This is a genomic window from Amycolatopsis sp. AA4 (assembly GCF_002796545.1).
Classification (GTDB): Bacteria; Actinomycetota; Actinomycetes; order Mycobacteriales; family Pseudonocardiaceae; genus Amycolatopsis.
This window is the reverse complement of the sequence record NZ_CP024894.1, coordinates 6,614,227-6,641,058: the sequence shown is the minus strand read 5'-3', so window position 1 is coordinate 6,641,058 and position 26,832 is coordinate 6,614,227. Positions and strand designations below refer to the sequence as shown.

Annotated in this window: 26 protein-coding genes; 14 read left to right on the top strand and 12 right to left on the bottom strand. The window is 69.0% G+C overall.

What is annotated here, in order from left to right; all coding sequences use genetic code 11:
* The first annotated feature begins 79 nt into the window (after nucleotides 1–79).
* Together CU254_RS30470 and CU254_RS30465 are read left to right on the top strand one after the other, a co-directional pair.
* Nucleotides 80–1,462, top strand: coding sequence for an aspartate aminotransferase family protein (locus CU254_RS30470; protein WP_009082328.1), 1,383 nt, complete (start codon nucleotides 80–82; stop codon nucleotides 1,460–1,462).
* Between the two features lie 66 nt (nucleotides 1,463–1,528).
* Nucleotides 1,529–1,936, top strand: a complete 408-nt coding sequence (locus CU254_RS30465) for a hypothetical protein (RefSeq protein WP_009082327.1) — start codon at nucleotides 1,529–1,531, stop codon at nucleotides 1,934–1,936.
* Between the two features lie 60 nt (nucleotides 1,937–1,996).
* Here CU254_RS30465 and CU254_RS30460 read toward each other — a convergent pair whose 3' ends face one another.
* Together CU254_RS30460 and CU254_RS30455 are read right to left on the bottom strand one after the other, a co-directional pair.
* Nucleotides 1,997–3,481, bottom strand: coding sequence for an alpha/beta hydrolase (locus tag CU254_RS30460; RefSeq protein WP_009082326.1), 1,485 nt, complete (start codon nucleotides 3,479–3,481; stop codon nucleotides 1,997–1,999).
* An 80-nt stretch (nucleotides 3,482–3,561) separates the two neighbouring features.
* Complete coding sequence (locus tag CU254_RS30455; protein ID WP_009082325.1) at nucleotides 3,562–4,377, bottom strand: class I SAM-dependent methyltransferase; 816 nt, start codon at nucleotides 4,375–4,377, stop codon at nucleotides 3,562–3,564.
* A 55-nt stretch (nucleotides 4,378–4,432) separates the two neighbouring features.
* Between CU254_RS30455 and CU254_RS30450 the strand changes: the two genes are divergently transcribed.
* From CU254_RS30450 to CU254_RS30430, 5 genes are all read left to right on the top strand, one after another.
* Nucleotides 4,433–4,888, top strand: a complete 456-nt coding sequence (locus tag CU254_RS30450; RefSeq protein ID WP_009082323.1) for a MarR family winged helix-turn-helix transcriptional regulator — start codon at nucleotides 4,433–4,435, stop codon at nucleotides 4,886–4,888.
* Between the two features lie 84 nt (nucleotides 4,889–4,972).
* Nucleotides 4,973–6,172: an FAD-dependent monooxygenase gene (locus CU254_RS30445; protein ID WP_009082321.1), complete on the top strand. Its 1,200-nt coding sequence runs from the start codon at nucleotides 4,973–4,975 to the stop codon at nucleotides 6,170–6,172.
* Between the two features lie 29 nt (nucleotides 6,173–6,201).
* Entirely contained in the window at nucleotides 6,202–6,594 is a 393-nt protein-coding gene (locus CU254_RS30440; protein ID WP_009082320.1) for a MerR family transcriptional regulator, read from the top strand.
* Nucleotides 6,591–6,899, top strand: coding sequence for a thioredoxin (gene trxA / locus CU254_RS30435; protein ID WP_009082318.1), 309 nt, complete (start codon nucleotides 6,591–6,593; stop codon nucleotides 6,897–6,899). The genes CU254_RS30440 and trxA overlap by 4 nt, the downstream gene beginning before the upstream one ends.
* A 79-nt stretch (nucleotides 6,900–6,978) precedes the next feature.
* Nucleotides 6,979–7,629: a hypothetical protein gene (locus CU254_RS30430; protein WP_009082317.1), complete on the top strand. Its 651-nt coding sequence runs from the start codon at nucleotides 6,979–6,981 to the stop codon at nucleotides 7,627–7,629.
* Here the strand turns inward: CU254_RS30430 and CU254_RS30425 are convergent.
* Nucleotides 7,611–8,741, bottom strand: coding sequence for an MAB_1171c family putative transporter (locus CU254_RS30425; protein WP_009082316.1), 1,131 nt, complete (start codon nucleotides 8,739–8,741; stop codon nucleotides 7,611–7,613). The genes CU254_RS30430 and CU254_RS30425 overlap by 19 nt on opposite strands.
* Before the next feature lie 264 nt (nucleotides 8,742–9,005).
* On the opposite strand from CU254_RS30425, the gene CU254_RS30420 reads away from it, so the two are divergent.
* The gene (locus tag CU254_RS30420) at nucleotides 9,006–9,947 is read left to right on the top strand and encodes an NAD-dependent epimerase/dehydratase family protein (protein WP_009082315.1); all 942 of its coding nucleotides are present in this window, start codon (nucleotides 9,006–9,008) and stop codon (nucleotides 9,945–9,947) included.
* A gap of 106 nt (nucleotides 9,948–10,053) precedes the next feature.
* On the top strand, nucleotides 10,054–13,446 hold the full coding sequence (locus CU254_RS30415; RefSeq protein ID WP_100266933.1) for an aminotransferase class I/II-fold pyridoxal phosphate-dependent enzyme: 3,393 nt from the start codon (nucleotides 10,054–10,056) through the stop codon (nucleotides 13,444–13,446).
* Between the two features lie 549 nt (nucleotides 13,447–13,995).
* On the opposite strand, the gene CU254_RS30405 is transcribed toward CU254_RS30415, so the two are convergent.
* The 4 genes from CU254_RS30405 to CU254_RS30390 form a co-directional block, all read right to left on the bottom strand.
* Nucleotides 13,996–14,538 (bottom strand): toxin, encoded by a 543-nt coding sequence (locus CU254_RS30405; RefSeq protein WP_009082313.1) that lies wholly within the window; start codon nucleotides 14,536–14,538, stop codon nucleotides 13,996–13,998.
* Nucleotides 14,535–14,984, bottom strand: a complete 450-nt coding sequence (locus CU254_RS30400) for a helix-turn-helix transcriptional regulator (RefSeq protein WP_009082312.1) — start codon at nucleotides 14,982–14,984, stop codon at nucleotides 14,535–14,537. The genes CU254_RS30405 and CU254_RS30400 overlap by 4 nt, the downstream gene beginning before the upstream one ends.
* A 618-nt stretch (nucleotides 14,985–15,602) precedes the next feature.
* Nucleotides 15,603–16,157: a hypothetical protein gene (locus CU254_RS30395; protein WP_199786025.1), complete on the bottom strand. Its 555-nt coding sequence runs from the start codon at nucleotides 16,155–16,157 to the stop codon at nucleotides 15,603–15,605.
* 564 nt (nucleotides 16,158–16,721) lie between these two features.
* Entirely contained in the window at nucleotides 16,722–17,144 is a 423-nt protein-coding gene (locus CU254_RS30390) for a hypothetical protein (protein WP_037715294.1), read from the bottom strand.
* Nucleotides 17,145–17,462: 318 nt separating this feature from the next.
* Here CU254_RS30390 and CU254_RS30385 point away from each other — a divergent pair, with 318 nt between their 5' ends.
* Nucleotides 17,463–18,056 carry a GNAT family N-acetyltransferase gene (locus tag CU254_RS30385; RefSeq protein WP_234392771.1) on the top strand — a complete coding sequence of 198 codons (594 nt, stop codon included), beginning with the start codon at nucleotides 17,463–17,465 and terminating at the stop codon, nucleotides 18,054–18,056.
* Complete coding sequence (locus tag CU254_RS30380) at nucleotides 17,989–18,504, top strand: TetR/AcrR family transcriptional regulator (protein ID WP_234392770.1); 516 nt, start codon at nucleotides 17,989–17,991, stop codon at nucleotides 18,502–18,504. The genes CU254_RS30385 and CU254_RS30380 overlap by 68 nt, the downstream gene beginning before the upstream one ends.
* Here the strand turns inward: CU254_RS30380 and CU254_RS30375 are convergent.
* Together CU254_RS30375 and CU254_RS30370 are read right to left on the bottom strand one after the other, a co-directional pair.
* Nucleotides 18,501–19,235 carry an enoyl-CoA hydratase-related protein gene (locus tag CU254_RS30375; RefSeq protein ID WP_009082298.1) on the bottom strand — a complete coding sequence of 245 codons (735 nt, stop codon included), beginning with the start codon at nucleotides 19,233–19,235 and terminating at the stop codon, nucleotides 18,501–18,503. The genes CU254_RS30380 and CU254_RS30375 overlap by 4 nt on opposite strands.
* Nucleotides 19,236–20,432 carry a cysteine desulfurase-like protein gene (locus CU254_RS30370; RefSeq protein ID WP_037715292.1) on the bottom strand — a complete coding sequence of 399 codons (1,197 nt, stop codon included), beginning with the start codon at nucleotides 20,430–20,432 and terminating at the stop codon, nucleotides 19,236–19,238. It lies immediately after the preceding gene.
* Between the two features lie 93 nt (nucleotides 20,433–20,525).
* On the opposite strand from CU254_RS30370, the gene CU254_RS30365 reads away from it, so the two are divergent.
* Both CU254_RS30365 and CU254_RS30360 read left to right on the top strand, forming a co-directional pair.
* Complete coding sequence (locus CU254_RS30365; protein WP_100266931.1) at nucleotides 20,526–21,158, top strand: peptide deformylase; 633 nt, start codon at nucleotides 20,526–20,528, stop codon at nucleotides 21,156–21,158.
* Between the two features lie 86 nt (nucleotides 21,159–21,244).
* A complete protein-coding gene (locus CU254_RS30360) occupies nucleotides 21,245–22,069 on the top strand; it encodes an isocitrate lyase/phosphoenolpyruvate mutase family protein (RefSeq protein WP_009082293.1) in 825 nt (274 codons plus the stop codon).
* Nucleotides 22,070–23,181: 1,112 nt separating this feature from the next.
* Here the strand turns inward: CU254_RS30360 and CU254_RS30355 are convergent.
* Genes CU254_RS30355 through CU254_RS30345 form a run of 3 tightly spaced genes read right to left on the bottom strand, consistent with a single transcriptional unit; the run spans nucleotide 23,182 to nucleotide 26,275 of the window.
* Nucleotides 23,182–23,673, bottom strand: a complete 492-nt coding sequence (locus tag CU254_RS30355; RefSeq protein ID WP_037715289.1) for a methylated-DNA--[protein]-cysteine S-methyltransferase — start codon at nucleotides 23,671–23,673, stop codon at nucleotides 23,182–23,184.
* Entirely contained in the window at nucleotides 23,670–25,151 is a 1,482-nt protein-coding gene (locus tag CU254_RS30350; RefSeq protein WP_009082289.1) for an AlkA N-terminal domain-containing protein, read from the bottom strand. The genes CU254_RS30355 and CU254_RS30350 overlap by 4 nt, the downstream gene beginning before the upstream one ends.
* Nucleotides 25,152–25,201: 50 nt before the next feature.
* On the bottom strand, nucleotides 25,202–26,275 hold the full coding sequence (locus CU254_RS30345) for a VanZ family protein (RefSeq protein ID WP_009082287.1): 1,074 nt from the start codon (nucleotides 26,273–26,275) through the stop codon (nucleotides 25,202–25,204).
* A gap of 71 nt (nucleotides 26,276–26,346) precedes the next feature.
* On the opposite strand from CU254_RS30345, the gene CU254_RS30340 reads away from it, so the two are divergent.
* Nucleotides 26,347–26,766 carry a DUF5709 domain-containing protein gene (locus CU254_RS30340; protein ID WP_009082285.1) on the top strand — a complete coding sequence of 140 codons (420 nt, stop codon included), beginning with the start codon at nucleotides 26,347–26,349 and terminating at the stop codon, nucleotides 26,764–26,766.
* Nucleotides 26,767–26,832: the final 66 nt, after the last annotated feature.

Sequence of the window (26,832 nt, the reverse complement as noted above, 5' to 3'; positions counted from 1 at the left end):
TGACTCATGCGATAACCGAGAAGTCCGGCCGGTACGCCGCGGTGCGTGCCGGTAGCTTCGAGGCCCGTTTCGAGGAGCCATGACCACGACCGCCGAACCCGCCGGGATCGCCACCGTCCAGGGCGCCGCCGCATCCGACCATCTCTGGCTGCACTTCACGCGGCACAGCCAGGCCGAGCACTTCCCGGTGATCGTGCGCGGCGAGGGCGCCTACCTCTGGGACGACACCGGCAAGCGCTACCTCGACGGGCTCGCCGGGCTGTTCGCGGTGCAGGTCGGCCACGGCCGCGAGGAACTGGCCGAAGCCGCCGCGCGGCAAACGAAACAGCTCGCGTACTTCCCGCTCTGGGGCCACGCGCATCCGCCCGCCCTGGAATTGGCCGAACGCCTGGCCGCCGCTTCGCCGGGCGACCTCAACCGCGTGTTCTTCACCGTCAGCGGCGGCGAATCCGTGGAAACGGCGTGGAAACTCGCCAAGCAGTACTTCAAGCTGGTCGGAAAACCCGCCAAGCACAAGGTGATCAGCCGCGCCCTGGCGTATCACGGCACGTCCCAGGGCGCGCTGTCCATCACCGGAATTCCCGGGGCCAAGGCCGATTTCGAACCGCTCGTGCCGAGCACCCTGCGCGTGCCGAACACGAACTTCTACCGCGCACCCGAGCACGCCGACGATTACGAGGCGTACGGCCGATGGGCCGCGGACCAAATCGAGCAGGCGATCGAATTCGAGGGCGCGGACACCGTCGCCGCGGTATTCCTCGAACCCGTGCAGAACACCGGGGGCTGCTTTGTCCCGCCGCCCGGGTATTTCGAGCGGGTGCGCGAGATTTGCGACAAACACGACGTGCTGCTGGTGTCCGACGAGGTGATCTGCGCGTTCGGCCGGATCGGCTTCGACTTCGCGGCCAAGCGCTACGGCTACCAGCCGGACATCATCACCACCGCCAAGGGCCTGACCTCGGGTTACGCGCCGCTCGGCGCGGTGCTCGCCAGCGAGAAGCTGATGGAACCGTTCGCCGGCGGCGAGGCGACCTTCATGCACGGCTCGACCTACGGCGGCCACCCGGTTTCGTGCGCGGTCGCGCTGGCCAACCTCGACCTCATCGAGCGCGAGAACCTGTACGGCCATGTGCTGGAGAAGGAAACCGCCTTCCGGGCGACCCTCGACCGGCTGACCGATCTGCCGATCGTCGGCGACGTGCGCGGCACCGGTTTCTTCTACGGCATCGAACTCGTCAAGGACAAAGCGACCAAGGAGACGTTCACCGCCGAGGAATCGGAACGCATTTTGCGCGGTTATCTCTCGGACGCGCTGTTCGAGGGCGGGCTTTACTGCCGTGCCGACGACCGCGCCGAGCCGGTGGTCCAGCTATCGCCGCCGTTGATCTGCGACCAGCCGCAGTTCGACGAGATGGAGCAGATCCTGCGCGAGGCGCTCACCGGAGCGTGGAAATTGCTCTGACGCCCCGCTGCCGCGCGGGTTGTCCCGCTACGCTGATCTTCGTTGCCTACCAACGGGAGGAAGCGCGTGGCGCAGTGGAATGACCTGGTCGCCTACATCAGGCAGACCTACCGGGTGATCCGGGACGACCCGGGCGAAATCCGGATCCGGGTCCTGTTCGGCGACGACGCGGAAACGACGGGGCGCGCGCAGGTCGTGGTGATCGCCCGGGAGATTTTCGACCAGCGCGAGGACTGGGTGCAGATCGCGACCCCGTTCGCGCGCGTGGACGAGGTCGATCTGCTCACCGTGCTGACGGAGGTAGGCCAGACGCTGGTGGTCGGCGGGCTCGTGGTGATGGGCGAACACCTCGTGCTCCGGCATTCGCTGCCGCTGCTGAACCTCGACCTCAACGAGTTCACCGATCCGCTCGAACTCGTCGCCGGTTCGGCCGAGCTGCTGGAACAGCAGTTCACCGGGCGTGACGACTACTGAGCGGCCGCGGCCACGAAAAAGCGGGACCCTGATCCGATCAGGGTCCCGCTTTTCGTCGGCTCAGTACAGCTGTGTGACCGGCGGCCGGGGACCGTCCATCCTGGACTGGACACCCGGCTCGACGGCCGCGCAATGCTTGCCGCGACCCGGGTTCGAGCCGTCGATCAGGAAGGCGTCGGCTGCGTCGGTGACGCACTGGCTCTTCTTGAAGTAGGCGCCGTGGCCCCAGCCGTCGTAAGTGAGCAGCGGCGCACCGGACTGCTGCGCCGCGCGCACCGCCCAGCCGTACGGTGTGGCCGGGTCGTAACGGCTGTTCAGCAGCAGCATCGGCACGCCCGGGCGGATCGACAGCGGGTGCTGCGGGTTGCGCACCGGGCTCGGCCAGCCGGCGCATCCGGCCGCCGCGTTCCAGCCCAGCGGCGAGAAGTGCAGGTCAGGCGACACCGTGGCGAGCGCGCGCCGGTAGCCGTCGAGCTGCGGGTAGCTGGTGACCGGCAGCCGCCAGTCCGAGCAGAAGATGCTGTTGAACGGGTTCGGAACCGGGGTGTCGTCCTTGGCGAAGGACGACTCGGCCGGTTTCCCGTTGCGCAGGTCGACGAGGCTCTTCGCGAGCTTGTCCCAGGTGGGGCCGTAGAAGTTGTGCGAGACGAGGCTGACGAACGCCATCGGGTCGAGTTTGTCGTCCGGAGTGCCGAGGTCGCCGCGTTCGGCGCGGGCGTACAGGTCCGCCACCACCGCGCGGACGTCCTGTCCGTGCAGTGCGCACGCCGTCGTCCGGTCGCACCACTCGGCGAACTGCCCGAACAACTCTTGCGTGGCCTCGGTTTCCGTCTTCAGGAACTCCCAGGTGCTGCGGATCGAGTGGTCCATGTTGCTGTCGAGCACGAGCGCGCGCACCCGGTCCGGGTACGCCTCGGCGTACTGCTGGCCCATCAGCGTGCCGTAGGAAACGCCGTAGTAGGTGAGCTTTTCCTCGCCGAGCGCGGCGCGGATCGCGTCCATGTCGCGCACCACGCTGCGGGTGTCCGAGCGGCTGGCGAGCGGCCCGGTCATCTTGTCGCAGCTGCGGCCGAGGGCGCGGTTGTAGCCGAGCAGCTGCTGGAATTCGCCGGAATCCTTCGGCAGCACCGGGTTTTTCGCGGTGAGTTCGTCGAGGCCGCACTGGATCGCGGTGCTTTCCCCGACCCCGCGCGGATCGAACCCGACCGTGTCGAACCGTGCGGTGACCTTGGGCGACAGTGACCAGCCGCTCTGCACTTCGCCCGCTCCCGCGCCGCCCGGCCCGCCGGGATCCATGAGCACCGAACCGATCCGGTGCGCGGGATCGGTGGCCTTGCGCCGCGCGAGCGCGAGCTGAATCGTGCCGTCCCCGGGCCGGTCCCAGTCGAGCGGCACGGTGAGCTTGCCGCATTCGACCCCCTGCCCGGTGGGGCACGGCTTCCAGTCGATCGCCGCGGGCGCGGCGTTCGCCGGCGCCGCGGTGCACAACGCCGTCGCCGCGCAGACCGCGGTGGTGGCGGCGGCCAGTTTCCTGCCCAGACCCAATGCCTTGCCCCTTCGGCGTGAACTGGAGACGTCAGAGTCCCCGATCTTGCCAGAAGGTGACAGGTGCCACTAGTGCGGGCTCAATGTCCTTTGTGGACGGTGTGAGTGCTGGCGAGATGTACTTGGAAGGCAAGCGGAATCAGCCCGTCGGGCCTGGCCAGCGCGGGTGCTTGGGTGCGAAACGCGGTTTCGAGCGCACCGGAAGCCGATTCGCTCAGCGGGAACAGGTTGTAGAAGGTCGAGACGAAATCCCAGACCTGATCGAGTGAACCGCTGAAGTCGATCTCCTCGGTACGCCACCGAACCGGACCGAATCCAGCGGGAGCGAGGATTTCGTCCAGCCCCGCCTGAGTCGCCGTGCGCTCGTCGCCGAGTGGAGACAACCGCTGTTCAGCCGGGACTCCGGCGAGAATTTCCCGCAACAGCTTGCCGAACAGCGTGCGTGCGTCGTCTCCGGCCGCTCCGCCGCTGAGCACGAGCGAGAGCTGTCCGCCCGGCCGCAGCACGCGGGCCAGCTCCGCGGCCACCTCGTCGATGTCGGACATCAGCATGAACGCCATGTGCGACACGCAGGCGTCGAAAGTGTGGTCCGCGAACGGGAGTTGCTGTGCCCGCCCCTCGACCACGGTCGCCGAACGCTGCTTGGCGAGGGCGAGATCCGTGCTCGACAGATCGATCCCGACGGCCTGATGTCCCGCCGCGGCAAGGAGGTCGAGCAGAAAACCGTCGCCGCAGGCCAGGTCGAGCACGCGCCCCGGACCGGCGATCTCGTCGAGGAGCAGCTCGTAGCTCGACCGTCCGTCGGCACCGCACCCACCGCCGAACGCGCGCGACGTAACCGCCGGATGGCTTGCGTGGAAGGCACGAAAGAAGGTTTCTCGCTCGGACCTGGTCACTCTCCCAACTTACGCACCGGCGCGAAATCCCGCCCGCTCTTAGTAGAATCACCGGATGGCGGACGTGGCGGCGGATCGGCGCGAGGCCGAGGTCTGGTGTTCCTACCAGCGCGTGCAGCGGGCGCTCGGCAGCGCGCTCGACCGGCAGCTGGAGCGCGACGCCGGGATCTCCGGGGCCGACTACGCCCTCCTCGTCCCGCTCGCGAACGAACCGGACGGCGTGCTGCGGATGCGCGAACTCGGCGCGACCGTCGAATGGGACCGCAGCCGGCTGTCGCATCACGTGAGCCGGATGTGCAAGCGCGGGCTGGTCACGCGCGAGAACTGCACCGAGGACGCGCGCGGGGCGAACGTCCGGCTCACCGAAGCGGGGCGCGCCGCGGTCGCGGCGGCCGAGCAGCAGCACGGCGAACTCGTGCGCCGGTATTTCTTCGACCAGGTCAGCGGCCCCGAGCTGGAGCTGCTCGGCCGCGTGTTCTCCCGGATGCTCGCCCGGCTGGCGCAGGACTGACCGAGACCGTCAGCGCTCCGTGCGGGCGCGGTAAGCGGTGCGCCGCAGTCTTGCCGCATCGCCTACCGATCCAGGGGAGCAGAGATGACCAGCAAGACCGTTCTCGTGTCCGGCGCCAGCGTCGCGGGTCCGTCCGCCGCCTACTGGCTGCACCGTTACGGCTATTCGGTGACCGTCGTCGAGGCCGCGCCGCAGCTGCGTCCGGGCGGGCAGGCCGTCGACTTCCGCGGCGAGCAGATGAAGCTCGTCGAAGCGATGGGCCTGCTCGACGACCTGCGCGAGCACGAGACCGCGCTGCGCGAGCAGGTGCAGCTCGATCCGTCCGGGCAGCCCGCCTTCACCCTGCCTAGCGGGTTCACCAACGGCGAGCTGGAAGTCCTGCGCGGCGACCTCGCCCGCGTCCTCTACGACCACACCAAGGGCTACACCGAGTACGTCTTCGGCGACCGCATCACCTCGCTCGCCGAGACCGCCGACGGCGTCGACGTCACTTTCCGGCACGGTGCCCCGCGCCGGTTCGACCTGGTCGTCGGCGCGGACGGCATCCACTCCGGCGTGCGCACGGCCGCGTTCGGCCCGGAGGCGAAATTCCGCACCGACCTCGGCTACCACGTCGCCGGGTTCACCGCGCCCAACCACCTCCGCCTCGACCACGCGGGCCTGCTCTACAACGAACCCGGCCTCGGCGCGATCGTCACCAGCCACCGCGACCCGGCAACCGTCACGGTCGGCCTCTCCTTCCGCGGCGACCCGGACGGGTACGGCCGCCCCGACCTGGAGCGGCAGAAGGACATCGTCACCGAGGTCTTCGCCGGCGCCGGATGGGAACTCCCGCGCCTGCTCGCCGCCGTCGCCGACGCGCCCGACCTGTACTTCGACACCGTCGGCCAGATCAAGCTGGACAGCTGGTCGCGCGGCCGGGTCGTGTTGCTCGGCGACGCGGCCTGGTGCGCCGGACCGGGCGGATCGGGCACCGGGCTCGCGATGATGGGCGCGCAGGTGCTGGCCGGGGAGCTGGCCGCGGCGGGCGGCGACCACGCGACCGCTTTCGCCCGCTACGAGCAGCGGCTGCGCAAACCCGCCCGCGTTGGCCAGCGCAACGGAGCCGGTTCGGGCGACTTCCTGGTCCCGTCCACCGAGGAGAAGCTGCGCAAGCGCAACCGGATGTACCGCCAGCTGAGCGGTCCGATCGGCCGCCGCGTCTTCGAGTACATGGGCAACCGCGCGGCGAACGCGGTCAAATACCGCGAATACCCCCAGCCTCGCGCGCACGCCTTGCCTTGACGCTGGCGTAAAGGTTTAGCGTCGAAGACATGCGGATCGGCGAACTGGCCCAGCGGGCCGGGACCACCACGCGGGCCCTGCGCTTCTACGAGGCACAGGGCCTGCTCCCGGCGACGCGCGCGGCGAACGGCTATCGCGAGTACGACGAGGACCACCTGCGGCTCGTCAAGGAAATCCAGACCCTGCGCACGGTCGGGTTCAGCCTCGACGACACTCGCCCGTTCGTCGACTGCCTCCGCACCGGCCACGACGCGGGCGACGCGTGCCCGGCGTCGGTCGAGGTGTACCGGCGGAAGCTGGCGGAGGTCGAGGCCTGCATGCGCGACCTCGCCGCGGTCCGCTCCGCCCTGCTCGACAAGCTCGCCGCCGCTGCCGCGCGCCCGGCTGACCCCTGCACTGCCGAATCCGAGGAGTCCCGATGACCACAGACGCCACCTTCGCCGCCGACGTCCTGAATCACGGCCAGCCCGTCCTGGTCGATTTCACCGCCGACTGGTGCCCGCCGTGCCGGATGATCGCGCCGGTGCTCGCCGAGATCTCCGCGGAACGGCCCGGCCTCACCGTGCGCGAGATCAACACGGACGAGAACCCCGAAACGATGCGCGCGTACCAGGTGATGGCGCTGCCGACGCTGATGCTGTTCCGCGACGGCGCCCCGGTGGCGTCGTTCGTCGGCGCGCGGCCGAAGGCGAAATTGCTCGCGGAATTGGACAAAGCCCTGGGCTGAACCGGTGGATTTCCCCGTCTGCCCGGTGCTCTGGTGACGGAACAGGTACAAAGAGTGCACGACGTCGGGGAGCCGTGCCATGACCGCTTTCGTGCGCTCTTACCTGTTCCTTCGCCGCGCCGTCGGGGTGCTCGGGATCCTGCTGCCGATCGTCGTGATCGTCGGCAAGGAACTGCTCGAGGGCGGCGGCCTGCTCGGTTCGCTGAGCGGTTATTACTACAGCGATCTCCGGAATGTCCTCGTCGGCACGTTGTGCGCGATCGGCGTCTTCCTGATCGCCTACCGCGGTTACGGCCGGGTCGACGACATCGCGGCCAACGTCGCGGCGGTCGCCGGCATCGGCGTCGCGTTGTTCCCGACCCAGCCGGTCTCGCCGACGCCCACCGAGCACGCGATCGGCGTCGCGCACCTGGTGTTCGCCGCGATCTTCTTCCTCACCCTCGCGTTCTTCTGCCTCTTCCTGTTCACCAAGGACGACGGCGCGCCGACTCCGCGCAAACGTTCGCGCAACGTCGTCTACCGGGTGTGTGGCGTCGTGATGCTCGCGTGCCTGGTGCTGATCGTGGTCAACGGCCTGTTCTTCAGCGCCGCCACCGCGGCCCTGCATCCGACGCTGTGGCTGGAGTCGCTCGCGGTGTTCGCGTTCGGGTTCGCGTGGCTGACGAAGGGCCAGACGCTGCTGCCGGACGTGCCGCGGCCCGCGTCCCAGCCTCAGGCCAGCTTGCCGTAAGCCTCCGACACCTGGGTGAGCCAGGCGACCTCGGCGGCGAACGTCTTCGCGTCGTGGGCGTCGAACGCGCCGTTGTCCTGGTTTTCCGCCGGGGTCACGCCGGAGGTCTTCGCCTCCAGCGCCTGGCGGATCTTGCGGGCCTCGGCCATCGCCTGGTCGCCGTCCGGGGTGTCGGCGCGGTCCATGTACGGCCGCAGCGCGCGCCAGCCGTCGCGGATCTCGATCACCCGCCGGTGCAGCCGGTAGTGCAGGTCCGACCAGTGCCGATCCGGATTGCCTTCGGTCGGCGGCTCCAGCGCGATGCCCGGCGAGGATTCGTACAGCGAATGCCACAGCGGGTAGAGCGCGCGATAAGAACGGTAATTGCGCTGCCAGCGCGCGAGCGACGAGACGTGCTCGCCCCAGGACGGCATGGTCAGCCCGAACGACACGATCACGATGCCCAGCGCGCTGAACACCGACGGCAGGATCGCCCACGCGCCGAGGTGCCAGCCGAGCGCCGGGCTCACGATGTTCACCGCGCGCGTGGCGCAGTAGCAGAAGAGCACGACCGCGCCGACCGCGAGCGTCCGCAGCGTCCGGCGCAGCCAGACCCTCGACGTGCTTCGCGCGTACGGCAGGCACTGCAGGTAGATCGTCACGCACGGCACGGCCTGCGAAACGATGAACAGCAGCAGGTAGGTGAGGATCACCGGGTCGCTGCTGCCGACCGCGAAAGCGGTGCCCGGGGTGCCCGGTTTGTTGCCGATGAAGAACAGCACGGTCAGCACGACGAACAGAACCGCGCCGGAAACGATCCATGCCCGGATTCGCGTGCGGATTTCCGCCGGCGGATTCGCCCACAGCATCAGCAGGAGCTGCGCGCTGATGCAGTACGCGACCGCGGCCAGGTGCAGGATCAAGATCGCCAGGTTGGGGATCCCGAACAGCGAGCCGATGCTGAGCGAGAGCGCGCCGAGGGTGAAGGTGACGCACTGCAGGATCAGCGTCGTCATCAGCACGATGTAGGCCGGGTCGCGCCACGAGCGGCGCATCGAGAAAAGCTTGTACAGCAAGGCCGCGTACGAGGAGACCGCCGACAGCGAGAATAAGATGATCTTCAGAGTGTTCATTCGCGCCCCCGGAACGGCCTCAGCGCCCGGCGGGCGGAACGGTGTGCGGGGCAACCTTGGCGGAATCGTTCACGATCGGCGACCATACACCACCGCAAGTGCCGGAACTAGGGCCGGAAAACTGGTTCTGGCCTGGGCGAATTCCGAGTGGATCCCGGGTGTCGGGCTCCTGTTCCACAGCCGCTGGCGCGCTCTTTCGGTGAACGGCGGGCGACCAGGTAGTGAACAGCCGGAAGGGGATGCGCCCGTCGCTAGGGTGTCGCCATGAGTCTTCAGGTGGTGCTCGGATACGGACCGGCGGGGGCGGCCACCGCCGCCTTGCTGGCTGAACAAGGCGAGCGAGTCCGGGTGATTGGCCGTTCGCCGCGAGAGAACGAACCGGGGCTGGAGCACGTCGCGCTCGACGCCTCCGACGAGGCCGCGCTCATCGAAGCGACCAAGGACGCGACGGCGATCTACAGCTGCGCGAGCCCGCCCTATCATCGGTGGGCGACCGATTGGCCGCCGCTGCAGGCCTCGATCTGCGCGGCGGCCGAAGCGAACGGCGCGCTGCTGGTGTCGCTGGGGAATTTGTACGGCTACGGCCCGGTGGACGGCCCGCTCACCGAGAACCTGCCGCTCGCGGCCACCGGAACCAAGGGCCGGATCCGGGCGCTGTTGTCTGAACAACTGTTCGCATTGCACACCGAGGGCCGCGTCCGCGCGGTCGAGGTGCGCGCCTCCGATTTCTTCGGCCCCGGAGTGACCGACGGCGGGCACCTCGCGTCCCGGGTGGTGCCGAACGTGCTGCGCGGCGAAAAGGTGCAGGTGCTCGGCGATCCGGACGCCCCGCACAGTTGGACGTACATTCCCGATGTCGCGCGCACGCTGGTCGCGGCCGCGCGGGAAGAAAAGGCGTGGGGGAAGGCGTGGCACGTGCCGACTGGTCCGCCGCGGTCCGCCCGGGTGATGGTGGCGCTGTTGTGCGAGGCGGCCGGAGTCCCTCCGGTGCCTGTGCAACGCCTTTCCCCGATGTTACTGAACGCGGCCGCGCTCGTTTCGCCGATGTTGCGCGAACTGCGGGAGGTCCGCTACCAGTTCGACCGCCCCTACGTGCTGGATTCCCGTGCCGCACAGGAATTCTTCGGCATCGCCCCGACCCCGGAGAAAGATCAGATCGCCCGCACCGTGGCCTGGTGGCGTGATCGCCCGGCTACCGTGGGTTGAGCTTCTGTGCATTCCTCCGCATAATGTCCAATGCCCTTGAAAAACTGGGTAAGAACGGGCAATCTCGGTGTCGACTGGGTGGGGATCGGCACGAGGAAGTCATGCCATGGGGTCTGCTGGATCTGGGTGGGAAGAATCCGAAAATAGCCAGGACATCGCCGTTGTCGGAATGGGATGCCGTTTTCCGGGGGCGCGCAACGTCAACGAGTACTGGGATCTGCTGAGCGAGCCCAAACCGCAGTTTCGGCGGGTGCCGGATTCGCGGTGGCGGCGCGAAGCGTTCTACAACGACGATTTCCGGGACAGCGGCGCGGTCTACTCCGACCGCATGGCGCTGCTGGAGGGGGTCGGCGACTTCGACGCCGGGCACTACAAGATCCCGCCGCGGCGGGCCAAATCGCTCGACCCGCAGCACCGGCTCCTGGTCGACCTGACCCGCGAGGCGCTGCAGGACGCGGGCTGGGAGGCCGAGGGCTTCGACCGCGACGACACATCGGTGATCATGTCGCTCAGCGACAGCGGATATCGCGACATGAGCACGCTGCACCTGCGGATGAAGCAGCTGATCGGCGGCGAATTCGGCCGGGCGGGCGACCCGGCGATGGCCGAGGCGGCGTCCGCGGTCAGCGGGCTGCACGCCACCGCGATGGCCGGGCTGCTGCTCAACATGGGGCCGAGTTCGATCAGCAACGTCTTCGACCTGCACGGAGAGAGCTACGCGCTCGATTCGGCCTGCTCCGGCGGGCTGACCGCGGTGGCGAACGCGGTGTTCGCCCTGCGCGCGGGACGCTGCCGGATCGCCGTCGCCGGCGGCGCGCAGCTGATCCTGGCCCCGGACCTGTTCGTGGGCCTGTGCCGGATCGGCGCGATCTCGCGGACCGGCGAATGCCGTCCGTTCGACCGCCGGGCCGACGGGTTCGTGCTCGGCGAGGGGGCGGGCGTCCTGGTGCTGCGCCCGCTCGCGGACGCGCGGGCGGCGGGCGACCGGGTGTACGCGGTGATCCGCGGCGTCGGGCTGTCCAACGACGGCACGGTCAAGGGCGGCATGATGCCGCAGGAGGCCGGTCAGCTGCTGGCGTTGCGGCGGGCTTACCGGGACGCGGGCGTCGACCCGGCGTCGGTCGGTTTCCTGGAAGCGCACGGCACCGCTACCGCCGTCGGCGACGACGTCGAGATCAGCGCGCTGAGCGAACTGCGCCGCGGCGCGGAGAATCCAGCGTATCTCGGCGCGGCGAAGTCGGTCGTCGGGCATTCCCTGGGCACCGCGGGAATCGCCGGGCTGATCAAGTCCATTTTGTCCGTCCACAAGAGACAGATCCTGCCGCAGCCGGATTTCGAACCGGCGGATCATCTGCCGCTGCGGGACGCCGGGCTCCAGGTCGCCGGCCAGGTGATGCCGTGGGACAGCGACGGCCCGCGCCGCGCTGGGGTGAGCGCGTTCGGCTTCGGCGGCTCGAACGTGCACGTGGTGGTCGAGGAAGCGGCGCAGGACCTGCCGCCCGCCGAGACGCCGCGGCTGTTGCTGCTCACCGCGCGGGACCGGGCCGGGCTGGCTCGGCACGCCCGGGAGGTGGCCGAGGCGCTCTGCAGCGAGAACCCGCCGCTGGCCGCCGTAGCGGGGACGTTGGCCCGCCGGACGCTCTTTCCTGAGCGGCTCGCGGTGGCCGCGGACGATGTCACGGACGCGGTGTCCAAACTGGTCGCCGCGTCGGTCGCGCTCGAATCCGGGTCGAACGGCGAGCTGGTTCCGGGCGCGTTCGCCGGGGTGGTTTCGCCGGGCGAGGAGGCAGTCGAGGACGGTCCGCCCGCCGAGTTGGCTCCGCGTGCGGTGTCTGGGGCCGGTCTGCGTCCGGTGGCGGACGGTCTGCCGCGCTGCACGCTGCCGCCGAGCCCGCTGAGCCCGCGTCGGCATTGGGTGGTCGACGACGCGAAGCTCGCCAAGGCGCAGACGTTGGAGCCGCTCGGTGCCGCCGCGGCGCCGGTCGAGGAGCCGGAGGAGACGACGTCTGCCCGGGATGTACTGGCGGTCGTGCTTGAGGAAGTGGCGCGGACGACGGCGTTTCCGGTCAGCGAGTTGTACGCCGGACAGTTGCTGGTGGACGATCTCGGGTTCGATTCGCTGATGCTCACCGAGCTGGAGGGGCGGCTGCGCAAGCGGTTTCCCGGGCTGCCGGTGGAGGTTGAACAGTCGGGTGCGCTGACGGTGGGCGCGGTGGCCGGAATGCTCGCACCGGTTTCATTGCCTGCCGCTCCGGTTTCCGCCCCGGCTCCAGCTCCGGAGTGGGATCCGGTCAGCGCGGCGATCGAGGAATTTCCGGAGGCGTCGGCTATCGAGGCGCGGCTCCGGGAATTCGACGATCTCGGTGTGCCGAACCCGTATTTCCGCAAGCACCAAGGGCGAATGGACGCCACGACGTCGGTGTCCGGGCGGGAGTATTTGTCCTTTTCCAGCTACAACTATCTCGGGCTGGCCGGACATCCGGCGGTGACCGCGGCGGTGCATGACGCCGTCGAGCGGTACGGGACTTCGGTGTCCGGCAGCCGATTGCTGGCCGGGGACCGGGATTTGTCGCGCGACCTGGAGACGGAGCTCGCCGCGTTCCTCGGGGTCGAGGACAGTCTCGTGCTGGTGAGCGGGCACGCGACCAATGTCGGGGCGATCGGTCATCTCGTCGGGCCCGAGGATCTGATCGTGCATGATTCGCTTGCCCACGACAGCATTCTGCAAGGCTGTGCGCTTTCCGGGGCAACGCGGCAGCCGTTCCCGCACAATGACATGACGCGGTTGGAGGACGTACTGCGCCGGTCGAGGTCTCGGTTCCGGCGGGTGCTGATTGTCGTTGAGGGCGTCTACAGCATGGACGGCGATGTCGCGGATTTGCCTGCGCTGGTTGAGCTTAAGCGGCGTTACGGTGCGTTGCTGATGGTGGACGAGGCGCACAGCATCGGGACGATGGGTCCGCGCGGGGCTGGGATCGGCGACCATTTCGGGGTGGATCGGTCTGGCGTGGATCTGTGGATGGGGACGCTGTCCAAGTCGCTGGCCGGGTGCGGGGGATATCTGGCCGGGTCCGCTCGGACGGTGCGGTGGTTGCGGTATTCGCTGCCGGGGTTTGTTTACAGCGTGGGGATTACTCCGGCAAACGCGGCGGCTTCCCTTGCGGCGCTGCGGGTTTTGCGGGAGGAGCCGGAGAGGTTGCTTCGGTTGCGGGGGAATTCCCAGTTGTTCCTGGAGCTGGCCGAGGCGGCGGGGTTGCCGACAGGGGTGGCTGGGGGGACGCCGATTGTGCCTTGCGTGGTGGGTGGGTCGGATCTCGCGTTGAGGTTGGCTACTGCGTTGTATGAGCGCGGGGTGGTGGTGGATCCGATTCTTTACCCGGCGGTGGAGGAGTCTCAGGCTCGGTTGAGGTTCTTCGTGACCAGTGAGCATCGGGAGGATCAGCTGCGGTATGCGGTGAGGGTGTTGGGGGAGGAGTTGGGCCGGTTGCGGGTGGGGTGAGCTGCTCGTCGCCCTGGGGGCGACATTGCCGGTGAGATGGGTTGCGTGGGGCACCCCGAAGCTTGATTGTGCTGACGGTCTGGGGGTGCTTGTCAAGGCGGGAAAGATGCCTTGACAAGCACCCCCAGACCGCAGGGAGGCTTCGTATCGGGGTTGGGGGAGGGGTGGGTGCCCCCGGTGGTTGGGTGCATCGGCGGCGGTTTTTCGCGGTTTCGGTGCCTCGCGATTTGGGTGCGGCTGTGACGGTTTGAGGCGTGGCTTGGTGCCTTGGTCGCAGGTGCCCTGGCGGCGGTTTGCTTGGATGCCTCGCTGTTTGGGCGCGGCGGTGGCGGTTCTTGCGCGGCTTGGGTGGGTCGGGGCGTGGGGTTCGCGACGTGCGGGTTGTGCCCCAATGTGGCATTGGGTGCATGCGACGCACCCAATGTGGCGTTCGGTGCGTCTGACGCACCCAATGTGGCATTGGGGCACATCCCGCGGCGGCGGTGTGTGGGCCGTGAGGGGAACCTTGAGGGACTCTGAGTCCGTGAAGGTGGCCCTCACGGCACCCAACTAAAGAAGAGACCGTTCGATCCGATCCATCGGCTTCTCCCCGGCTTTGGGGGTGGGGGCGATGGGTTTCGCCGGGGTGCCCATGCGTTCCGACAGCAGGAAGGCGATGATCTCCGCTTCCTGCTCCTGTGCGTCGTCGTAGGTGGCGCGCATCAGCATGTCTCGGACGATGTCCGGGTCCAGGTTGGGGAACAGCGAGCGGGCGCTCTCGTCGTCAAGGAGACCCGAGCCGCGATGGCAGCAGATGATGTGACCCAGCTCGTGCAAGATGATGTGCTCCTGGTGCGCCCCGGTGGTGTTGGCGTCGAAGAAGATCAGGTCCTCGCCCCGTGCGGCGACCCACATGCCGCACGGGTGCGACGCGGGCATCGGCAGCGGCACGAGCGTGATCGGCCGCTCGCGGATTTCGCCAAGGCGGGCGCAGAGGGTGGCCAGGTCGTACTTCGGCGGAAGGTCGAGCTCAGCGATCCGCCGGGCGCCTTCGTCGCGCATCCGCCGCAGCTGTTCGCGTCGCTGCGGGGCTTCGGACGGGGTGCCGGTCACTGTGCCGCTTCGTCCGTGACCGGGGGCAGCCCCTGCATCTTGCGGTATTGGTCCATGATCGTGGTGATCGCCTGGAGGTTTTCCTCGCGCATGCCCGCCGCGCGCATCGCGACCGCGCGGACGCCTGCCTGGCGCATCGCCTCCACGGCCGCCAATTCGGACAGCACCGACCCGGCGACGTCGTCGTCGAAGAAGTACGCGACCGAGACCCCGAAGAACTTCGCCAGCGCGGCCAGCAGCTCCTGAGACGGATTGGTCCGCTTGCCCGTGCGCAGCTGAGACAAGTACACCGCGCCGACCTTCAGCTCCGGCGTCGCCCGCTTCAGCTCGGCTGCCACCTCGGCGTTCGTCCAGTGCCTCCCCTGCGGGCGCACCGTGCGGAAGAGGTCGTCGAGTCTGGAGGCCAGGGTGGGCCGGGCATCCGCCGGCTGAATGTCTTCGGACATGCTGCTACGCCCCTCCAGTTGCAGCTGATTGCTCTCAGCTAAGGCGACTATCTCAGATTAGCTCACAGTTGACAATCGCCGGAGGGCTCCACAAGACTGTGCCTCAACGAGATAGCTGGTGGCTAACTCGCCACATTCCGGGCAGAGCGGCAGGCGTAGTACCGGCCCGGGGCGGCGCTGGGGGTGTCGCCCCGCTCGGTCCGCCGAGGCCGGGCCCGGAGGCAGCAGACGTGTCAGCGAACTGCCTCCGGGCCCGGCGCACTACGCCGCTCGCCGGGTCAGCGATTCGACGCTTCTCGGGGCAGTTACGCATACGTGGAGGGAACTGCGCTCGTTCGCCGGGATCGGCAGCCGGCTGTACTAGCTCCGGAGGCCTTCCGGTGCGGAACCCTGCTTCGGCCCGCGCTACCACCGGAGACCTGCCGATGCGCAACCTCCCGCGCGCATCGTGCAGAGCTGTCCGGCGAACTGCGCCTATTCGGCCGCCGAGCGCGCTGGCTTCGGTACTTCCGGCGGGTCGTCAGCGAACCGCTTCCGGTCCGACGGAGTGTGCCCGTACGGCCGACCGCGAGCGCCGGAGGCTTCCGGGTGCGGAACCTCCGACGCGAACCATCGTTGTCAGCGAACCGCTTCCGGACCGGCGAACTGGGCCCATTCAGCCGCCCACCGGGCCGCGCGCCGGTGGTCCAGCACTCGCCGCGCCGCCCAGAACGCGCCGCCGAGCACGCCGACCGCGCACAGCCAGCAGAAGGCCGCGACGAGCACGCCGTTGGTAACCGCGTCCGCGTGCGTCAGCGGGGCGGTGGTCTGCTTGCCGCTGTCGTCGAGCCAGATGTCGGTGGTCGAGCCCTCGGTCGCGGAGCTGGCGGGCACCGTGATGACGCCGGTCCGCTGCGCGCCGTGCGGCGGCTTCCAGACCGCGTTCACGCGCGCGGTGTTCGCGATCGGCGCGCTGTCGCCGACGGAAGCGGCCGGTTGCGCGGCCGTCGTGAGCACCGTGGCGGTGACCTGGTGCCGCGACTGCAGCTGCGCGTCCGACGCGGCGGTCTCCGCGGCGATGTCCTCGCTGCCGATCATCATCGCGAAGGGAATCGCGATGAGCGCCAGCAGCGTGACGATCCCGGCGAGCACGCCTTCGATCCGGTCCGACCGTCGCACGAGCGGGTTGCGCACGGCGCCGAGCCGTCGGAGCAATCGTTTACCAGGGTGTGGTGGTCTGCCTGCCCGAGTCCTGTTCCGCATGACCTCCATGGTCCTCTTTCGCGCGCGCGAGCGCTGTGTCCCGCACAACGTTTTTCGCGTTTTTCCTGGGGATCCGGTGTGTTTTCGCTTACCTCCATGCCCGGGACTACCCGTGTGGGTGACGACGAGCGGAGGTAAGGGCCGCGCGAATGGTCCAGGCCAATGCCGCGCGGGACCAGTACGCGTTGCCTGGATTGATCTTTCGCCGGACCCGGGCGCGGATGGGTTGCGGTACGGGCGGTTCGCCGCGGCGGGTGTTCGGCGGATCGTCTGATTCGCGCGGTTCGCCTTGGCGGGCAAGCGATCTTGGCTCGCCGGCTGCGGACGCGACTGTGCGCCGGAAGTTCGCCCGCGGGCAACCCGGGGTTTCCCTCGCGGCGCCCCGGATGGCCGGGCCCGCCCGGGCTGACGCGAAAACGTGCGCTGTTCTCCGGTCCGGAATCGGGCCATTGCCGGGCGCAAACCGGGGCGAAAATCCCGCTCTTCGGGAACTGTTCAGTCGACCAGTCGAATCGTCGTCGTCGGGCTGTGCGAACGACGCCGGGTGATCCCGTGTTCGGCGACGATTCCCAGTTGGATGCTGCGATCGGCGGGCGCCCAGTAGCCCGTGCGCACGAAATAGCCGTCCATTGTGCAGAGCCGGTTAGCGCTCTTGCGGGAACTGATCGCTTCCCAGCCCCATTGCCGTCCGGACTCCTCGACGCCGTTGCGCCGCACGTACAGCCTCGGGTTCCCGATCTCCCGGCAGTACGCGCTGCCGTCCGCGATGTACAACACGCCGTCGACCTTGTAGAACCGCTTGCCGTCCAACAGGCTCACCTGGCCGGACAGGGTGAAGTGCACCCGGCCGCCATTGGCCCCGTCCATCGTCCAGTCGAGACAGAATTCCTTCGTCGGAACCTCGAGCGACTGGGTCATGGCCGTTTCTCCTTTGCTCGCTGGCCGGAGCGTCCAGGAAAATATAGGGAAAAAACGAGTTCCCGGAAGGTATCGGGAACCGTTTTCACCCGAAGAGGCCCGGCGGACACGCATCGTGGTCAAGGCCCGATTAATCGGTGGAATTACCGCCGATGGGGTATCGCGGATACGATCAGTGAATTCTCCTTGCCCGAAACCGGTGGCCGTCCGCCGGTCCCGGGACCCGCGGCCCGTGTGAGCCGTGTCGGCAGCGTGACATCGCCCATGACGCTTGTCATAGCCACGGCGGTGTGCCACCCTCCGGTTATGACAACTGTCATGACAGCCGTCCGACCGGCCACCGCCGGTTCCGCGGCCGACCTCGTCCGCGCCTGCTCGCCGGAATCGCTGAGCCGCCGGTTCACTCTCGGCGGCCCGATCGAACCGGAGGCGGTCCTGTCCCGCTATCAGCGGTTCCTCCTCGCCGGCACCGCGCTCGTCGCCGAGGTCGCGGGCGCGCCGGCCGGGCTGCTGAACGCGGTCCCGGAAGACGGCCGCCGCGTCGAACTGGGGCTGCTCGTCGCCGACCCGTGGCAGCGGCGGGGTATCGGACGCGGCCTGATCGAACTGGCCGCGGAGCGGTGGCGAGGCTGGAAACTGCACGCCACCGTGCAGGAGGGCAACGTCGCTGCGGAAGGATTGCTGCGGGCGTGCGGCTTCCGCTTCGTCCCGGGGTACTGCGGCGAGAACGAGTACGAGCTGACGGTCACGGAGGAGACGCTCGATGACGGAACGGCCGGCGCGCGACCGGATGGTCTACAGCGCTGCGCAGTTGCTGCGTACGCAGGGCTTGAGCGGCACCGGGATGCGCGAGGTAGTGGCGCATGCCGAAGCGCCGCGGGGATCGCTGCAGCACTACTTCCCGGGCGGTAAGGAACAGCTGTTCGGCGAGGCCATCGACTGGACCGGCCGTTACGCCGCGCGCCGCGTCACGCGCGCCATGGATGCGCTCGCGGACCCGACGCCGTCCGCGCTCTTCGCCGCGGTAGTCGAGTACTGGCGCGCAGAGTTCCTCGAGATCGGCTACGACTACGGCTGTCCGTTAGTAGCCACAGTTGCCGACACAGCGGCGTCGAGCGAGCCGTTGCGAGAGCGTGCGAACGACGCGTTCGTGGAGTGGCGGAAGCCCATCGTGTCCGCGCTGCAGCAGATGGGCGTACCGGCGGCGCGCGCTGCTTCGTTGGCGGTGCTGATGATCAGCGCGCTTGAAGGAGCCATCGTGCTGGCGCGCGTGGAGCGTGCGGTGACGGCGCTCGACACCGTCGTCGAGGAGCTAGGTCCAGTTCTCGACGCTGCGGTAGACAAGCGCCGTCGTCGCTAACGCCTGTCGAGCTTCGCACGCAACGTGGCCACCGTGTCCGCGTCGTGCAGCAGTTCGGCGAAGTGCTTGGACTCCGACTCCATTCGCTGTTCGACGCTCTCGTCGGTGCGGTCGTGCAACAACGCACGCGTTACCGTCACCGCGCGCACCGACCGTTCGGCGAGGGTCGCAACGCGTTCCGAGACGCGCTTACTGAGCGCTGTCTCGTCGGGGAGCACTTCGTTGACCAACCCGAGTTGCGCTGCTTCGAGCGCAGGCAGTCGCTCTCCGAACAGCAGCAGCTCCGTCGCGCGCTGTGGACCGACTCGGCGCGGCAGTGCGTAACTGCTGCCGAACTCCGGCACCAGCCCCAACGGGACGAAGGGGAACTGCAAGTAGCTGCGCTCCGTCGCGTAGACGAGGTCGCAGTGCAGCAACAGGGTCGCGCCGATACCGACAGCGGGACCGTCGACCGACGCGACCACCACCGCCTCCGTCGCGAGCAACGCCTCCTGAAAGACCCGCGCGGGCGTCTTCGTGCGGTCACCGGCTTCATGCGCGAGGAAGTCACCGAGGTCGTTGCCCGCGGTGAACGCGCCGCCAGCTCCGCGCAGTACGGCGATCGGCGTGCGAACAGCGTCGAAGGCGTCCGCGAGGGCGACGTACATCGCCTTCGTGAGCGCGTTCCGCTTCTCCGGCCGGTTGATGGTGATGGTGGTGACCTGTCCGTCGACAGTCGTCTCGATGGTCATTCACAGCTCCGCAACAGCAGCGAGCAGCAGATCGACTTCCGCTGCAGTCGTGTACGGCGCGATGCCAGCGCGTACGGCACCAGTGTCGCCAAGACCGAGGTGCCGCGCGCACTCGATGGCGTAGAACGTCGAAGCGGGCGCGTTGATCCCGCGCTCGCCGAGACGCTCGTACACCGCCTGCGGCGCCAGGCCGGTGACGGAGAACAACACTGTCGGCGTACGGCGACGCGTCGGTGAGCCGTAGCGCACAACGCGTGGCAGTGCGGCGAGCCCGTCGTCCAGACGCTGTAGCAGCGCGTCTTCGTGCTCTTCCAGCGCGGTAAGCGACGTACGTAAGCGTTCGCGACGACTGCCCTCACTCGGCACAAGCCCCGCGAGGAAATCGATAGCTGCAGTAGTGCCCGCGAGAAGCTCGTACGGCAACGTGCCCAGCTCGAAGCGCTCCGGAACGGCGTTGCTTGACGGCAGCAGCTTGTCGGGCTGCAGCGTCTCCAGGAGATCCGGCGCGGCGGCGAGAAGGCCGAGGTGCGGTCCGAGGAACTTGTACGGCGAGCAGGCGTAGAAGTCCGCACCCAAAGCGGCGATGTCGACCGGAGCGTGCGGCGTCAGATGCACGCCGTCCACGTAGCTCAGCGCGCCTGCTTCGCGCACCGCGTCGGTAATCGCGGGGATGTCGGGACGCGTCCCCAGCAGGTTGGAAGCCGCGGTGACCGCGACCAGCCGCGTCCGGTCAGTGAGCAGTTCTGTGATGGAAGACGTCGGCAACTCGCCCGTTTCCGGATCGAAGTCCGCCCAGCGAACAGTCGCGCCGCGCGCTTCGGCCGCTTGGATCCACGGCCGGACGTTGGCGTCGTGGTCGAGCCGGGTGACCACGACCTCGTCGCCCGGGCCCCAGTTCTTCGCGAGCGTGCGGGAGAAGTCGTAGGTCACCTGGGTCATGCTGCGCCCGAACACGACGCCCTCCGGACGCGCGCCGAGCAGGTCAGCGACGGCTTGCCGAGCTTCGCGCACGACGCCGTCCGCGCGGCGCTCCGCCGCCGTGACGGCGCCGCGGTTCGCGATGGCGGCGCAGAGGGTCGAGGACACTGCTTCGCCGACCACGTCCGGGACCTGGGAACCACCCGGTCCGTCGAAGTGGGCAGCGCCGTTCTCGAGCGCGGGAAAGTGCTTGCGGATCGCGTTCACGTCGTAGGCCACGGCTGCCAGCTTGCCTGATCCCCGGGCGAGTGTCGTGCTCCGCGCGGGTGCGATCATGCCGCTGTCCCGTTGCCCTTGGAGAGGGGTTCGCTGGTGCTTGCCGAACAGGTCGAGAAGCTGCTCGCCCAGCCGTTGCCGTGGCCGATCGTGCAGGCAGGCGACCCCGTGCTGCGCGCCGCCGCCCGGCCGTACGAGGGCGAACTGAGCGACGACACGCTGTCCGCGCTGATCGAGGGCATGAAGGAAACCATGCACGCCGCGCCCGGCGTCGGCCTCGCCGCGCCGCAGATCGGACTGTCGGTCCGGATCGCGGTCGTCGAGGACGGCGCCCGCGAACGTCCCGGCGTTGCCGAATCCACGCTCGCCACCCGCGGGATCGTCCCGCTGCCGTTCCGCGTGCTGGTGAACCCGACGTACACCCGAGTGGGCGACGAAACCGCCGCGTTCTTCGAGGGCTGCCTCAGCGTGCGCGGCTGGCAGGCCGTCGTCGCGCGAGCCCTGCGGATCCGGCTTCGCGGCTCGGACGAAACCGGCGCGTCCCTGGACGAGGAATTGTCCGGCTGGCCAGCGCGAATCGTCCAGCACGAAACGGACCATCTGCACGGTGTCCTGTACCTGGACCGAGCCGAACTGCGCTCGCTGTCCACCCACGAGGCCGTCGCCCGCCGCTGGACCCAGCCGACCCCCGCCGAGGCCGCCCGCGAACTGGGCTTCGACCTGCCCTGATTCTCTCGGCCCCGGTTTTGTCGGTGGCCGCTGATACGTTCCTCCGCAGTCGCCCCGACCGGGGCCCGCCACTGGGGAGGAACCTCATGAACTCGTTGCAAGACAAGGCAAAACTCTTCCGCGACCTGCACGCGACGGACGTCCTCGTGCTGCCGAACGCCTGGGACGCGGGCAGCGCGGTCGCCATCGAACGCGCCGGCGCCCCCGCGATCGCCACCACCAGCGGAGGCGTTTCCTGGGCCTTGGCCCGAGGCGACGGACAGCATCTTTCCCGCGCGGAGATGCTGGGGGTGATCGCCCAGATCGCCGCAGCCGTAGAAGTCCCGGTAACGGCCGACGTAGAAGGCGGCTACGGCTCAGCTCCGTCAGCCGTGGCCGAAACCGTGAAAGGCGTAGTCGAGGCGGGCGCGGTAGGCGTGAACCTGGAAGACTCCCGCGCCGGAACCGTCACCCTCTTCACCCCCGACGAACAGGCAGAACGCTTCACCGCGGCCCGAGCCGCCGCGGCGACGGCCGGTCTGTCGGAGCTGTGGATCAACGCCCGGACAGACGTGTACCTCTTCGGAATCGGCGAGCCTTCCGGCCGCTTCGACGACGTCCTGACCCGAGCCCGCGTCTACGCCGACGCCGGAGCGGACAGCATCTTCGTCCCCGGCCTGGTGGACGTCGAGGTCCTCGCGGAACTGGCGAAGTCCTCGCCGATCCCGGTAAGCGCCATGGCCGGGCCCGGCGCACCCCCCGTATCCGACCTGGCAGCGGCGGGCGTACGCCGCGTGAGCGTAGGCACGTCGATCGCCCAGGCCGCCTACTCCCTGGCCCACCACGCGGCGGCCGAGGTCCTGAAGCAGGGCACCTACGGGGAGGTGATCGGCGCACTGGACTTCGGAACGGTAAACGGCTGGTTCAACTGAGATCCCGGTTGTTGCTGCGGCAGAACGACTTCGCGGCCGGGCTTCGCGGCCGGGCTTCGCGGGGCGGCGATTCCTATCGCCCGCGCCTTTGCGGGACGTGCCGAAGCGGGGCGGCCCGGGTTGCGATTGGAGATGGCGGCGACGGCCGGACGCGAACTTGAGGTCGAGCCGCTCTGGCCGCCAGGCGAGCGTGGAGGACTGGGCAACGAAGTGAAGCGTGGGATAGGGCGAGTCGTGGTGTGAGTGGACGAGCCGTGCAACGGCTGAAGCGTGTGACAGGGCGAGTCGTGGTGTGAGGTAGGCGAGCCGTGCAGAGGGAAGGACAAGCCGTGAAGTGAGGTGGGCGAGCCGCGCAGTAGAGGCGTGGAGGCGAGGCGAACCGAGCAGGCGAGCCAAGGTGGCGTGCTGGCTTGACCTCGATCCGAGCCAGCTCATCTGGCCCGGACCGAGCCAACCGCTATCGGTCTGAGCGCGCAGACCGCCCAGTCTGGTCAGAGGCGCTTCCTGAACGACCGCCGAACAAGTCCGACTCATCCCGCGTCGATTTGGGTTCGCCTGGTCGACTCGCCCCACCCTGGCCGGAGCCAGCCCGTCCCTGTCCGCCTTCAGCCGGGCAATCGGCTTGCCTCGGTCTGGCTTGGGCCTGTGCAGGTCGAGTCGCTTGGCCCAGGTCTCGGTTCGGTCAGCTCATTCCGTTCTGGCTGGGGATGTGCTTGGTCGGCTTGCCTCGCTCCGGCTTGGGCCTGTGCAGGTCGAGTCGCGTGGCTCGGGTCTCGGTTCAGTCAGCCCGTTCCGCTCCGGCTGGGTGTGCTCGACTGACTTGCCTCGCTGCGGTCTGAGTCCGCCCGGTCAGCCCGTTCCGCTCTGACTCGGATGTGCTCGGTCGGCTCGCCTAGTTGCGGCCCGGGCTCGCCCGGTCAGCCCGTTCAGTTCCGGCTCGGGTGTGCTCGACTGGCTCGCTTCGCGTCGGCCTGAGCCCGCCCGGTCAACCTGTCCCGCTCCGGCCGGGGTTCGCCCAGCCCCTCCGCCACGAGCCAGAGCCAACCCGAGCGCCCGGAACTGCCGACCCCAGCCCAACTCACCCCGCAGCCACCCCCCGACTCCAGCCCGGCTTACCCCACAGCCAACCGCCAACCCCGTTCCAGCTCCAGCAATCTCCGCTTGCACTCCACCCCAGCCGCGTAGCCGGTCAGCGATCCGTTGCTTCCCAGCACCCGGTGGCACGGCACCACGATGCCGATGGGGTTCCGGCCGTTCGCGAGGCCGACCGCACGGGACGCCGTCGGGCGGCCGATCGACTCGGCCAGTTCTCGGTAGGTCGTCGTCTCGCCGTACGGGATCTGTAGCAGTGCCCGCCACACCGTCTCTTGGAAAGGAGTGCCACTGAACGCTAACGGAAGGTCGAACTCGACCCGGTCTCCGGCGAAGTACTCGTTCAGCTGACGAATCGCCGCAGCGAACGGGCGGTCGTCTCGGTCGCCGAAGGCGGCGCGCGGCGGGCGGTACTGCTCCGCGCCGATGTACAAACCGGCCAGACCGCCATCGCGGGCCATGAGGGTTAGCGGGCCCTCGGGGCTGTCGATGACGGTGTGCACCACGGTCATGCGGATTCCTCCGCGGGAATCCGGTTGATCGGGTGGTCGCCGGTCGCCCAGAGGTGCTGGACCGCGTACGCGCGCCATGGCTGCCACCGCTTGGCGTGTGCGATCAGGGCGGCGGGACTCGTTGGCAGGCCTAGGGTTTCGGCGGCGATCTTCACACCTAGGTCAGTCGCGACGAAGGCGTCCGGATCGCCGAGGGCGCGCATGGCGATGCTCTCCACCGTCCACGGTCCGAAACCCGGCAGCGCGGCCAGTTGCGCGCGGGCGTGGAGCCAATCGCCGCCTGCGGTCAGGTCGACGTCGCCGGAGACCAGGGCCGAGACGAGACCGAGCAGGGTCGCGCGGCGGGACTTCGGCATCGCCAGCGTTTCCGGGTCCAGGTTCGCCAGCGCCTCGGGCGACGGGAACAGGTGCGTCAGGCCGCCTTCGCGGTCCTCGATCGGGGTGCCGTGCGCCAGGGCCAGGCGTGCTGCGTGGGTGCGGGCGGCGGCGGTCGAGACCTGCTGGCCGAGGACGGCTCGCACGGCGAACTCGGCTGCGTCGGTCGTGCGCGGGACGCGTCTGCCGGGAGCGGCGGCGACCAGGGGAGCGAGGGTCGGGTCCGCGGCGAGTTGCTCGTCGACGGCCACTGGGTCGGCATCCAGGTCCAGGAGCCAGCGGCAACGGCTGATCGCGGCGGCCAGGTCGCGCAAGTCGGTCAGGCTCAAGCGGCACGCGACGTGGTCCGGCTCCGGGCGGAGCGACACCACGCCGTGGCCGTGCGGAAGGCGCAGGGTGCGGCGGTAAGCGCCGTCGCGCCATTCCTCGACGCCCGGGACCGCGGTGGCGATCAGGTGCCCGAAAAGGTTGTCCGGGCAGAGCGGCCGACGGAACGGGAGGCGCAGCGACAGCACACCCGGCGACTTGGTCCGCTTGCCGCCGCGGACCCGGGAGCGCAACTCGCTCGGCGTCAGGGCGAAGACGGCCCGCACGGTTTCGTTGAACGTTCGGATGCTGGAGAACCCAGCGGCGTGCGCGATGTCGCTCATCGGCATCGCGGTGGTTTCGATCAGCAACCGGGCGGTCTCGGCGCGCTGGGCCCGGGCGAGGGCGAGCGGGCCCGCGCCCAGTTCGGCCTGCACCTGGCGTTCGACCTGCCGGACGCTGTACCCCAGCCGCGCAGCCAAGCCCTGCACGCCTTCCCGGTCGACGACCCCGTCGCCGATCAGCCGCATCGCGCGCGCCACGACGTCGGCGCGTTCGTTCCACAGCGGCGAACCGGGCGACGCGTCGGGCCGGCAGCGTTTGCAGGCACGGAAACCGGCGGCCTGCGCGGCGGCCGCGCTCGGGTAGAAGCGCATGTTCTCGACCTTGGGCGGCACCACCGGGCAGCTCGGCCGGCAGTAAATCCCCGTGGTCAGCACCGCCGTGAAGAACCACCCGTCGAACCGGTCGTCCTTCGACTGCACCGCGCGGATACAGCGTTCCGTCTCCTCGTACACGCCGACCAGTCTGCCCCGTCGCGCACGCGAAACCTCGCGAAAAAACGACATCACCCTGGAGGGGCGACCGGCTCCCGATCGACCGCCCGCGTGTCGACGACGGACAACCCGCAGACCAGCCCGGTCAGGCCGCGATGTCCCCGCGTGAAGACCAGGAACACCAGATGCGCCAGCAACCACAGCGACGTCCATCCGGAGTCCAAGCCGACCAGGATGAAGTAGCCGCCCGAACCGACGAGGAACCGGACGATCGACTGCAGCACTGACGGCGGCCGTCCGTCCGCGCGCACCATCGTCAGCAGAACCGCGCGCTGACCGGGCGTCGCGCCGTTGCCCGCCAGCGGTACGAGCAGCAGGAGAACCGCGGTGGGCACCCACCGGCCGAGGACGTCGTCGATCAGCGTGTTGTTCTGCAGCGTGCCCTTGGTGACGTACTGCACCACGAGCGCGATCATGCTCAGCACGACGCCCACCAGCGTGACCGAGATCAGGTCGAGCACCATGCCCAGCAGCCGTCGCCGGGCGAGGACCGGACGCGGTTCGTCGGCCGGACGCAGCCGTCCCGAACGGCGCAGCACGGGCGCGAGAAGCGCGCCGACCCCCGCGCCGACGGTGTTGGACAGCAGGTCGCCGGTGTCGAACAGCCGGTACGGGCACTCCATCAGGAACCACACGCCGGTCAGCTGGGTCGTCTCGATGGCGAGCGACACGAAGAACCCGCTGACGATCGCGAAACCGATGCTCCGCCCGAACAATCGCCGCAGGAACACGCCCCACGGCACGAAGAATGCGACGTTGAACAACACCTGGCGCAGCGCCGGATTATCCAGCAGGCCGGTGTTGAACTGCTTCATGTCTTCCAGGAACTGGAGCGGATTCCACACCGGGTGCCGCAGCGCTTCGTGCGTCGCGCAATACGCCGCGTCGATGTTCGGCAGCGGCAGCAGCGTGTAGGTGACCAGCGCGAAGCAGTAAACGAGGAAGGCCGGCGCGGCGATCGCGCGCAGCAGGCCGAGTTCGCCGCGTTTGCGATAGCTGATCGCGACATACGGCACCACCAAAACGAACGCCAGCCCGAACCCGGCGAACACGGCGATCAGCGTGGGACCGCTCCACTGAGTCATCGTTCCTCCACCCGGCGTGCGCGCACAGGCTAGCGGGCGGAAGTAACCTGAGCACGCGGAAAGGAGGAGCAGTGGACGACGACATCGAAGACAACGCCGACACCGGCGTGCTGGATCCCGAGGACACCCTGGAGGAGGGCGACCCTTACGACGAGGGTTACTCGCCGCCGGAACGTCCACTCGCGACTCGCGACTGGGGCACCACGGCCTCCGAGGAAGCCGCCGGGGAAAGCTGGGAGGGCAGACTGGCCCGCGAACTCCCGGACATCCGGGCGACCGACGGCGACGGGCTCGGCGACACCGACGACACCGACGGCGAACTCGTCGACGACGAGGTCGGCGACTTCCGCGCGGGCCGCCTGGTGGCCACCAACGCGGGCTTCGGCCCGGACACCGAGGACGATTTGTACGCCTCGGACATCGGCATCGACGGCGGCGCGGCGTCGGCGGAGGAAGCCGCGGTGCACGTCGTCAACCCGCGGGATTGGTGACTGCGTCAAGCCAGTCGTTGCGGTACTTCCCGTGCGGGGTGCCGATCAACGCCCGCGTTCGCGGGA

Coding starts and splice junctions, on each gene's coding strand:
- CU254_RS30470 (WP_009082328.1), top strand. CDS start 80: ATGACCACGACCGCCGAACCCGCCGGGATCGCCACCGTCCAGGGCGCC.
- CU254_RS30450 (WP_009082323.1), top strand. CDS start 4,433: ATGGCGGACGTGGCGGCGGATCGGCGCGAGGCCGAGGTCTGGTGTTCC.
- CU254_RS30445 (WP_009082321.1), top strand. CDS start 4,973: ATGACCAGCAAGACCGTTCTCGTGTCCGGCGCCAGCGTCGCGGGTCCG.
- CU254_RS30440 (WP_009082320.1), top strand. CDS start 6,202: ATGCGGATCGGCGAACTGGCCCAGCGGGCCGGGACCACCACGCGGGCC.
- trxA (WP_009082318.1), top strand. CDS start 6,591: ATGACCACAGACGCCACCTTCGCCGCCGACGTCCTGAATCACGGCCAG.
- CU254_RS30430 (WP_009082317.1), top strand. CDS start 6,979: ATGACCGCTTTCGTGCGCTCTTACCTGTTCCTTCGCCGCGCCGTCGGG.
- CU254_RS30425 (WP_009082316.1), bottom strand. CDS start 8,741: ATGAACACTCTGAAGATCATCTTATTCTCGCTGTCGGCGGTCTCCTCG.
- CU254_RS30420 (WP_009082315.1), top strand. CDS start 9,006: ATGAGTCTTCAGGTGGTGCTCGGATACGGACCGGCGGGGGCGGCCACC.
- CU254_RS30415 (WP_100266933.1), top strand. CDS start 10,054: ATGGGGTCTGCTGGATCTGGGTGGGAAGAATCCGAAAATAGCCAGGAC.
- CU254_RS30400 (WP_009082312.1), bottom strand. CDS start 14,984: ATGTCCGAAGACATTCAGCCGGCGGATGCCCGGCCCACCCTGGCCTCC.
- CU254_RS30390 (WP_037715294.1), bottom strand. CDS start 17,144: ATGACCCAGTCGCTCGAGGTTCCGACGAAGGAATTCTGTCTCGACTGG.
- CU254_RS30385 (WP_234392771.1), top strand. CDS start 17,463: ATGACAGCCGTCCGACCGGCCACCGCCGGTTCCGCGGCCGACCTCGTC.
- CU254_RS30380 (WP_234392770.1), top strand. CDS start 17,989: ATGCGCGAGGTAGTGGCGCATGCCGAAGCGCCGCGGGGATCGCTGCAG.
- CU254_RS30375 (WP_009082298.1), bottom strand. CDS start 19,235: ATGACCATCGAGACGACTGTCGACGGACAGGTCACCACCATCACCATC.
- CU254_RS30360 (WP_009082293.1), top strand. CDS start 21,245: ATGAACTCGTTGCAAGACAAGGCAAAACTCTTCCGCGACCTGCACGCG.
- CU254_RS30355 (WP_037715289.1), bottom strand. CDS start 23,673: ATGACCGTGGTGCACACCGTCATCGACAGCCCCGAGGGCCCGCTAACC.
- CU254_RS30345 (WP_009082287.1), bottom strand. CDS start 26,275: ATGACTCAGTGGAGCGGTCCCACGCTGATCGCCGTGTTCGCCGGGTTC.